This is a genomic window from Halofilum ochraceum (assembly GCF_001614315.2).
Lineage (GTDB): Bacteria > Pseudomonadota > Gammaproteobacteria > XJ16 > Halofilaceae > Halofilum > Halofilum ochraceum.
In genome coordinates, this window is the sequence record NZ_LVEG02000019.1 from 101171 (window position 1) to 110827 (window position 9657).

At 65.9% G+C, this 9657-nt stretch carries 7 protein-coding genes; 1 reads left to right on the forward strand and 6 read right to left on the reverse strand.

All coding sequences use genetic code 11. The annotated features are described in order from the left end of the window. Positions 1-73: 73 nt before the first annotated feature. Positions 74-1891: an exodeoxyribonuclease V subunit alpha gene (recD, locus tag A0W70_RS15025; RefSeq protein WP_070989910.1), complete on the forward strand. Its 1818-nt coding sequence runs from the start codon at positions 74-76 to the stop codon at positions 1889-1891. A gap of 147 nt (positions 1892-2038) precedes the next feature. Here recD and A0W70_RS15030 read toward each other — a convergent pair whose 3' ends face one another. The 6 genes from A0W70_RS15030 to A0W70_RS15055 form a co-directional block, all read right to left on the reverse strand. Beyond that, a complete protein-coding gene (locus A0W70_RS15030; protein ID WP_175443134.1) occupies positions 2039-2236 on the reverse strand; it encodes a hypothetical protein in 198 nt (65 codons plus the stop codon). After that, entirely contained in the window at positions 2236-3249 is a 1014-nt protein-coding gene (locus A0W70_RS15035; protein ID WP_070989914.1) for an ABC transporter ATP-binding protein, read from the reverse strand. The genes A0W70_RS15030 and A0W70_RS15035 overlap by 1 nt, the downstream gene beginning before the upstream one ends. Then, positions 3246-4223, reverse strand: coding sequence for an ABC transporter ATP-binding protein (locus tag A0W70_RS15040; protein WP_139150896.1), 978 nt, complete (start codon positions 4221-4223; stop codon positions 3246-3248). The genes A0W70_RS15035 and A0W70_RS15040 overlap by 4 nt, the downstream gene beginning before the upstream one ends. Before the next feature lie 2 nt (positions 4224-4225). After that, positions 4226-5563 (reverse strand): ABC transporter permease, encoded by a 1338-nt coding sequence (locus A0W70_RS15045; RefSeq protein ID WP_070989918.1) that lies wholly within the window; start codon positions 5561-5563, stop codon positions 4226-4228. 265 nt (positions 5564-5828) lie between these two features. Beyond that, positions 5829-6941, reverse strand: coding sequence for an ABC transporter permease (locus tag A0W70_RS15050; protein WP_070989920.1), 1113 nt, complete (start codon positions 6939-6941; stop codon positions 5829-5831). Next, on the reverse strand, positions 6941-9475 hold the full coding sequence (locus A0W70_RS15055; protein ID WP_075109889.1) for an ABC transporter substrate-binding protein: 2535 nt from the start codon (positions 9473-9475) through the stop codon (positions 6941-6943). The genes A0W70_RS15050 and A0W70_RS15055 overlap by 1 nt, the downstream gene beginning before the upstream one ends. Positions 9476-9657 lie beyond the last annotated feature (182 nt).

Sequence of the window (9657 nt, forward strand, 5' to 3'; positions counted from 1 at the left end):
GCAACAGCCGGCGTTCACCTCCCTCCCCGCCTCATACTACGGCGCGCATCGTCCCAACCGGGAGCCACCACTCATGAGCGCTCTACCCGCCGCACTCCGGGAATCCCTCGAAGGCGAAGGCCTCCGCCCGGTGGACATCGCGCTGGCCGACTGGGGTTGGCGCCACGGCGGTGAGCGCGCGGGGGCGCTCGGTCTCGCGCTGGCGAGCCACGCCATCGGACTCGGTCATACCTGCCTGCCGCTGAATGCCCTGCGCGAAGCGATCGGTTCCGCGTCCCGGCTGGTGAATGCCGATCGCTTCACGGAGGAGCTAGGCACGAACGCACTGGTCGCGCTCCCTGACGCGGATGCACCCTTGCCGCTCGTCCTCGATGGCAGACACCTTTACCTGCAGCGCTACTGGATCTACGAACGCCGCCTCGCCACGCGTCTGCGGGAACTGCTTGCTGCGCCACCGATGCCGGTCGATACCCAACGCCTCGGGCCGGATGGTGAACTGTTTTCCTGGGACTGGACCGGGGCCGGCGAAACCAACTGGCAGGCCGTTGCCGCGTTCGTCGCGCAACGCCATCGCTTCGCCGTGATCTCCGGCGGCCCGGGCACAGGCAAGACCTACACGATCGTGCGCCTGATGCTGCAGTTGATCGAATCCGCACTCGCGAATGACGAGCCGCCGCCCGTATTCCGTCTGGCGGCACCGACCGGCAAGGCCGCCGCGCGCATGATCGCGTCCGTCCGTGCGGGTCTGTCCCAACTGCATGCGTCAGCGGAAGCTGCGCAACACCTGCCGCACGACGCCACCACGCTGCATCGCCTGCTGCGGCTGCGAAGGGGCAGCACGGAACCGGGCCATGACCGTGAACGACCGATCCCGGCGGACGTCGTGATCGTCGACGAGGCCTCGATGGTCGATCTGCCGATGATGGCCAAACTCGCCGATGCCGTTCCGGATCACGCTCGCCTGATTCTGCTCGGCGACCGCTATCAGCTGGCCTCGGTCGAGAGCGGCGCGGTACTCGCGGACCTTTGCGCACCGGCTGGCGTCAACGACTTCTCGAAGGAACAACGCGCCGAGGCCGGCGCACTGTTGCCACAGGAGGATAGCAGCACGAGCCCACCCGCACTCGCCGATCACGTGGTCACCCTGCAGACCAGCCACCGCTTCCACGCCGACAGCCCCATCGGCCGCCTCGCCGCCGCCATCAACGCCGGTGATGCCGAGGCCGTCGCGGACGTCCTCAACGATCGCACGGGCGAAGTCCGGGCGACCTTCGATACCGAGTCCACCAGCATCCAGCGACTCGTTACCGGCCTCGCCGATGCCTACTCGGCCCTGCACGAAGCGGCAAATCCTGGCGACGCGATCGACGCGCTGGAAGACATCCGACTGCTGACGGCCACGCGCGTTGGCCCGCTCGGCAGTGAGACCATGAACCGGCGGATCGGCGCTACCCTGGGCGAACGCTACGGGTTCGATCCGGATACCCAGTGGTATCACGGGCGCCCGATCATGATCGTGCAGAACGAACCGCGTGCCGGATTGTTCAATGGCGATGTGGGCGTGGTCTGGCATGACGCCGACGGTCACACCCGCGCATGGTTCCGCACCGAGGACGGCCTGCGCTCGTTCCATCCATCGGTATTGCCGGGCCATAGCACGGTCTACGCCATGACGATCCACAAGAGCCAAGGCTCGGAGTTCGAGGCCGTGTATCTGCTCCTGCCTCAGGGGCAGTCCCGCGTGCTCACCCGGGAGCTGCTCTATACGGCCGTCACCCGCGCCCGGAACGTGCTCGAGGCGTATGGATCACGCGAGGCGTGGCAGGCCGGTGTGCAACACCGGATCCAGCGGTATTCAGGGATTGGTGAGCGGTTGGCTGCGGCGGATTGACGCTGCCCGATGTGAGATTGCATCAGAGCGACGCGCGCGTTCGCCTTCGGCGAAAACGCGCCTACGGACGTGGAAGATCCGACGCGATGCCATGGATTGGCGTAGGGGCGTTTTCGGCGAAGCCGAACGCGCCGGTTTTTGCGCGGCTCAGGCGCGGCGGTCGAGGACGCCGGTTACCGCGATCGCCATACCGATGAACAGGGCGATGTAGCCGGCGAGGCTGAGCGGTAGGTGCGCTTCCAGCAGGCCGATGACCATCGCGAACTGGAGGCCGATCGCTGCGAGCATGATGAACGCGCCGGCCACCATGCGGGTAACCGGGGTGTTGATCCTGGCGCGCGGCATCAGCGATGAAGCCAGCATGCGCTGTAGTGGCCCGGTCGCGGTTCGAAGTCCGGCGGGTCTTCGACGTCACAGGTGCCGGCCATGGCGTGTGGGCAGCGCGGGTGGAAGCGGCATCCGGGGGGCGGCGTGAGCAGGCTCGGGGCCTCGCCACCGGGTACCGGGCGCTCGTGCAGGGCGTTGTCGGCGTCCGGATCGGCGAGCGCCGTAAGCAGGGCCTGGCTGTACGGGTGCTGCGGGTTTTCGAGCAGATCGTCGACCTGGGCGGCCTCGACGATGCGACCGGCATACATCACGAAGATCCGGTCCGTGAAATGGCGCACGGTGGACAGGTCATGCGTAATGAACACGAGCGTCAGGTTGTGCTCTTCACGGATCCGGCGCAGGAGCTGCAGGATCTCGACGCGCACCGAGGCATCGAGCATGGATACGGGCTCGTCGGCGACCAGCATCGCCGGTTCGAGTACCAGGGCGCGGGCAATAACGACGCGCTGTTGCTGACCGCCGCTCAGCATATGCGGGAACTTGCCCATGTACGCGCTCGCCGGTGACAGGCGGACTTCCTCGAGCGCGGCCTCGATCCGGCGCTCGCGTTCGGCACGGTCACGCACGCCCTGCACCTTGAGCGGCTCAGCGAGGATGCGACCAATATCCATGAAGGGCGGCAGTGCACCGTAGGGATCCTGCTGGACGTAACCGATGCGCGCGCGGTAGGCCTTGAGTTCTTTCGCGGTCAGATCGCCGAGTGAGCGGCCCTCGAAATGCACGCTGCCATGCGACGGGCGATGCAGCCCGAGCAGCGTGCGCGCCAGTGAGCTCTTGCCGCAGCCGCTCTCGCCCACGAATGCGACCGACTCGCCACGCTGCAGATCGAACGACACCCCGTCGACCGCCCGAACGGAACCGACCCGCAGGAAGCCCCACTGGCGCAGTTCGAACCAGGTATGCAGATCCTGGACTGACAGGATCGGGCCGCTCTGTTCCGTTGCCGGCCTGGTCGCTGCGGTTGCGGTCATGAGCGGCCTCCTCCGGGCGCGTGCAGCCAGCAGCGCACCTGTTGGCCCTCGTTCGGTTCGTACATGCCGGGCGGTTGATCGCATTTCCCGAAACGGGACGGGCAGCGATCCGCGAAGCGGCAGCCGGTGGGCGGGTCCGCGAGGCTGGGTGGTTCACCCGGGATATGTTCGGGGCGTTCGCGCTGGTGCAGTCGCGGTACGCTCGCCATCAGCATCCTGGAGTACGGGTGCGCCGGATCGCTGAAGAACGAGCGCGCGTCCGCCAGCTCGACGATCTGGCCCGCGTACATCAGGGCCACACGATCGGCGAGTTCGCTGGACGTGGCGACGTCGTGGGTGATCAGGATGAAGCTGGTGTCGAGTTCGCGCTTGATCCGCTTGAGCCGGTTCATGATGCTCGCCTGGGTGAGGACGTCGAGCGCGGAGGTCGGTTCGTCCATGACGACGAGATCCGGTTCGGTCACCAGTGCCATGGCGAGCACCACGCGCTGGCGCATGCCGCCGGAGAGTTCGAACGGATAGCGTTCGAGGAAGTCGCTGGATACGCCGACCAGATCGAACGCCTCGCGCGCGCGTGTCGCGGCCGCCTGTCTGGACCAGCCGAGATGGGTGCGCAGCGGCTCGGCCACCTGCTCCCCTACCCGCACGACCGGGTTGAGGGCGTTCATGGCGGCCTGCATGACCAGCGCGATCCGCTGCCAGCGGATCTCGCGGCGGAACAGCTCTTCGCTGTAGTTCATGGTCTCGACGCCATCGACCTGCACGCTGCCGCCGAACTGATGCACGTTGCGCGGCAGCACGCGCAGCAGCGCCTTGGCCAGTGAGCTCTTGCCGCAGCCGGACTCGCCGAGGATGACCAGCGCTTCGTTGCGCCCGACGTCGAAATCGACACCGTCGACCGCGCTGACCGTGCCACCGCGGATGCGGTACTGCAGTGTGAGGTCGCGGACGCGCAGTAGTGGAGGCCGACTCATCGTCAGATGCTCCGCAGGCGTGGGTTGAAGACTCGATCGAGCGCGAAACCGAGCATGGCGAATCCAAGGCCGGTCAGCATCAGGAGCAGGGCCGGTTCCAGCACCCAGTAGAAGAACCCGTGATAGAGCGCGCTCTGGTCCTGTGCGTCGTTGAGGATCTTGCCCCAGGTCGGCAGCGATGGGTCGCCGAGCCCGAGCAGCGCCAGTGAGGCCTCCAGGAACACGAACGTCGGGATCAGCGTGACGAAGTTCGGAATCAGCACCGGCAGCACGCGCGGGATCATGTAACGCATTACGATCCGACCATTACTGGCGCCATACGAGCGCGCCGCCTCGATATAGGGCGCCTCGCGTATGGGCAGCAGCATGGCCCGGTACATCTTGATTCCGGCACTGAAGATCCCGAGCAGGATCACGACCCCGAGCATGATCCAGATACTGGTCGAATACAGCGTGCCGACCATGACCAGGATCGGCAGCAGCGGCAGGATCATGTTCACTTCGGTCAGGCGCTGGATGACGGCATCGACCCAGCCGCGGTACCAGACGCCTACGGCCGCGATCACGAGGGTAGTCACGGTCGTTCCGACGGTTGCCAGGAGCCCGAACGCCAGCGCGATCGGCGTCCCCCAGAGGAGGGCCAGCAGCAGGCTGCGGCGCTGATGGTCGGTTCCAGCGATACCGTGGACCTGGCCGTAGACGACCAGTTCGGCGTCCAGTTCGGCATCATCCTCGAACAGGATGGCATCCACCTGGAGCCGGTATGTGCCCGCCTGGACTTCGCGCTGCGACGCCGCGGCCGTGGGCTCTTCTGCGAACAGGCCGACATGCGGAAGCGCACCGAGGCGCCGCTGCAGGTCCCAGTCCTGGGATATCGAAATGCGTCGGTCGCCGGTGATCTGATGATTGCCGAGCGGGATCGTCCGGCCGTCCGGCGTGTGCCAGGTCAGGCGGATGAACGGCGCGGTGTTTTCGTAATCGGCCGACAGGAACAGATTGAGTTCGCTCGGGAAACCATCGGCCGTGTAGTCGAACGTCAGCGGCATGGAAACGCGCTGACCGCCCTTGAAGGGCTGACTCTCAACCGCTTCATCCCGGGGCTCGACGGTGAACGTGGCGGGGGCGTTGCCACCCGTCAGACGATCCGCCCAGACGGGACCGGCGTTGACCGGGTTGCGCTCCCAGATCTCACCGCCCCGCCACTGCTCGATCGCCTGCGAATACGGGATCGTGATGACGGTGTACAGGGACAGCAGCACCAGGAACAGGATCAGCAGTGCGCCGGCAATCGCGGACGGATACTGCCGCAGCTGATAGAGGCCCTCCGTCCAGCGGTTCATGGCCTGGCTCCTGGGACAAGTCTATTAGAACCACGAATGAACACGAATGAACACGAATGAAAGTCAAAACCGCTTTGTGTCGCAGGCTGGATGGAGTGGAACGGAATCCGGCGTATGCCCGCCAGAACCATGTGCACGACCGAGAACGTTTCCGTGATATACGCGGATTCCACCTTCGGCTTCATCCGAGCTACGGAATGAAACGGTTTTGACTTACATTCGTGTTCATTCGTGTTCATTCGTGGTTCTAAGATTTCCCTGAACATCATTCCGGCCCCACCCGCACGCGTGGATCGAGGATGGCGTAGAGGATGTCGAGGATGAAGACGGTCAGGGCCAGCAGATAGGCGAAGATGACGACGCCGCCGATGATGACCGGGGTATCGCGGTGCCCGATGGCCTGGAACAGGAGCGTGCCGAGGCCGGGCCAGTTGAATACCTGCTCCAGGATGATGGCACCGCTCCACAGGCCGATCAGCATGAGCAGGAAGCTGGTCACGATCGGCGCCAGCGTGGGGCGCAGGATATAGCGGCGTTCGACGCGGCCTTCCGGCAGGCCCTTGGCGCGTGCCATCTCGACGTAGTCCTCGCTCGAGTGGATCAGGAAGAACGTCCGCCATGAGTAGATCGAGATGAAGATCTGCGACATGAACATCGCCAGTACCGGCAGCACCATGTGCTTGAGCACCGACAGGCCATACGCGGTCATGCTCTGCGGTGGCGGCACGTCGACCATGCCGCCGGCCGGAAGGATCGGCGCGATGAACGCGAAGAACAGGATCAGGAAGATGCCGTAAAACCAGGCCGGGGCCGCCGAGGTCGGTGCGAGGCCGATCACGGCCCGGTCGGCGGGGCTGCCGTAGCGGCGCGAAAGCCGCAGCGCGATGAACACCGAACTGAAGAAGATCAGCAGGTTCGCCGTACCGAACAGCAGAATCGTTGCCGGCAGGCGCTCGCCGATGATGTCGTAGACGTCGCGTGAGCCGCGGTCGCTGGACATCTGCTCGGCGCGGCCGAGGTTCAGCCAGATGGCCTGGTTGAGGTAATCGAAACTGCGCCAGATGAACGGCTCGTCGAGGTTCAGCCGCTCGACCTCGAGCTGCACCCGTTCATTGATCAGCTCGTTGCGTTCCTGCGACGACATGTCGTTGAAGTCCGGATTCGCGCGGACCTCTTCGGCAACGGTGCTTTCGATCTGGATGCGCCGCAGCTCGTCGACCTTGCCGCCCATGTTGGCCACGAGGATGGTGAGATACACGCCCACAACGACCGTCAGGAACAGCGCGACGATGCGCTTGGTCATGAACACCGCGAGCCGCCGCAGGTCCCGCAGGAGGCCGCGGCCCGGAACGACCGGATGCTCGGCGGACACGGCCATCAGCTGCCCTCCCCGTTCGACGCCGGCAGGGTCGCGAACGCGTGTGAGCCGAAGCGCGGCAGCGCCACCCGGTTCGATTTCACGGTGACTTCCAGCCGGTTGGCACCGCTGCCGAGTGCGGCGACGTCCTCGCGGGAGATGGATACCTGCCACATCCCGGCCTCGTTCTCGACCACCGTCGCCTCTCCGCGCGTCTGGACACCGCCGTTGCCGTCCAGCAGCAGGTATTCGACGCTGTCGATGCCGGCGCGCGGATAGGCCTCGCCCGCATGACGGATATCGATGCGGAACCGGGCGTCTTCGTCGCCGGCCACCGTCATCGGGCCATCCACGGACACGACCGGAATCTGCGGTTCGGTGAAACGCAGCCATTTGTCACTGCGATCCGGGAAGTCCTCATTGCGGCGCATCACCAGCGAGCCTTCCACGGGGTGCACCGAGTGGAGATAGAACGGCCCGTCGCCGATCCAGTAGTGGCCGCGCCTGTCCCGCCAGTCGGCGATCGCGGCGTAACGCTGAGCCGGCCCGTCCTCGCGGGTCATGTCACCGAGGGTCTCGGCGAACGGCACCCATCCGGCCGCCGCCGCTTCCCGGCGGTGGCGATCGAGCACCGGCATGCTCGGGCCGGACACCAGACTCAGCCAGGTCTCATTGGTCTGGTCGGCTTTATCGGAGGAGAACATCAACTCGCCGTTCTGCTCGGCGCGGACCCCGAGGGCCAGCGTGTGCCAGGGCTGGGTCGACGGGGTGCGGGCGGCGACGATCGTTTCGGCATCCGGGTAGATCTGATCACTGTAGACCTCGACGACCAGCGGATCCCGGGACACGATCCGCCAGCCACGGAAGTGCCGTTGGAAGGTCTGGAAAGCCGGGACGTGACTGCGGTCATACAGCCGGCTGTCCTCGTCCGCCCGTTCGAACAGGAGGATGTACGGCAGTACGACATCGGCCAGCGACATCCGCGAACCATCGTGCCAGCGGCGGTCGAGATAGCCGTCCTCGAAGCGGATGCGGGTCCGGGTACGCGCGGTGAGGCCGTCGGGATGCCGCTCGTCGACACGTACGAAGCGGTTGGCCTCGGAATCCCAGTCGATCCATACATCGCCCGGTACCTCGATCGTCTCGGCGCGCTCGAGCGTCAGCCAATCCAGATTGCGCTGAACCGGTGCGTCCTCGACCACCGTCACCTCGGCGCCTTCGATGCGCTGGGGCCAGTACAGGCCGGTAAAGGGATCCGGCATGACCGGCGCGTCCTCCGTAGCCCGGATCATCATCGTGTCGTAGAGCCAGTTCGTGCCCGCCACGGGATTCCAGGGCTCGGTCAGCACGGTCGGCGAAGAGACGATCATCTCGCCGCCCACCTTCCCCTCGAATCGCAGCGTGTACGGCCACAGGCGCGACCCCGCGAGCCCGCCGGCCAGGTCCATGGCGAGTTCCACGTCGGCGGCGTAGGGCCAGACATTCAGTCCGTCCGCGAGCCAGATGCGCGCCGAGTTCTCCATGGACATCCGCAGTGCCCGGGCCATCAGCTTCTGACGCTGTTCCACCGTCGAATAATCGCGGCGGGAGAGGCGCTGGGCGATCTCCTGGAATTCCTTCGACGGATCGTACGCCTGCCAGAGCGGGGACGGACGCCCCTCCGGGGTATAGAAATCGGCGAAGTTCTGGGCCTGGTCGCGGTTGATGACGGTCGAGACCCAGCCGCCCGTGTAGATATGCCATTGGCCGGCGGCCGGATCGCTGGCGAGCCAGATCGGTCCCGCCTGCTCGGCCGTCCGGTACATGCGCTCGGTCACGAAGCCGAGTTCCTCGAGCTGGTTGGCGACGTAATCGCCCACCTGCTTGCGCGCATCCTCGGTGCGGATCAGGAGTTTGATCCGCACCGGGGTGCCCTCGTACATCCAGCGGCCGTCGCTGCGGGTAGCGCCGAGCGCCTCCATCTCGCGCGTGATGACTTCGCGGGCGCGGGCCGGCTGGTGGCCATACTGCACCTCCAGTTCCCGGGCCACATCCGCGAGCCGCGCGTAATCGGGGAATGCGGTCGATAACGGCAGGTACCGGGCCGCGGCCAGACCGCCGTAGAGTTCGTTGGCGATGTAATCCCGGTCCACGAGCCAGTTCATCGCCTCGCGAATCGCCGGCACCGCGAACGGATTGAACTGGCCATCGCCGAACTCGGGTCCGGCGGGATTGAGAGTCAGTTCGACCGATGAGCCATACGACAGATCGAACTCGGCGTGTTCCGACTGGCGCAGCTGGTGATAGACCGTCTTGTTGGTCACCCCTTGGGCGAACACGTGGCGGCTGCCGGATTCGATCCGGCCGACCGCCTTGCCGGGATTGCCCTCCTCCGTGAACACGACCTGGTCGATCAGCGCGCCCCGCCGCTCGGATGGATCGCCCTCCACGGCCCCTTCGCGTTCCGGCGCCGCTTCCGCTGCCGGCCCCTCGGCGGGCTCCGGCCAGAGCGCCACGATGAGGGCGATCACGAGCAGCACAAGCGCCCCGATCAGATACTGGAACCAGCGTCTCACCGTCAGTCAGTCCTTGCCTGCAGAAACGTGGACCGCCGCCGCACACGGCGGATACGAAGGCCCTGATGCTACCGGTATTTGGACGCTTATGCCGAGAGGAATATCGGGATCGTAATTTGGGCGGGCTGAGGGCCAAGGGCGCAGGCGGCAGGCGGCAAGCGGCAAGCGGCAAGCGGCAGAAT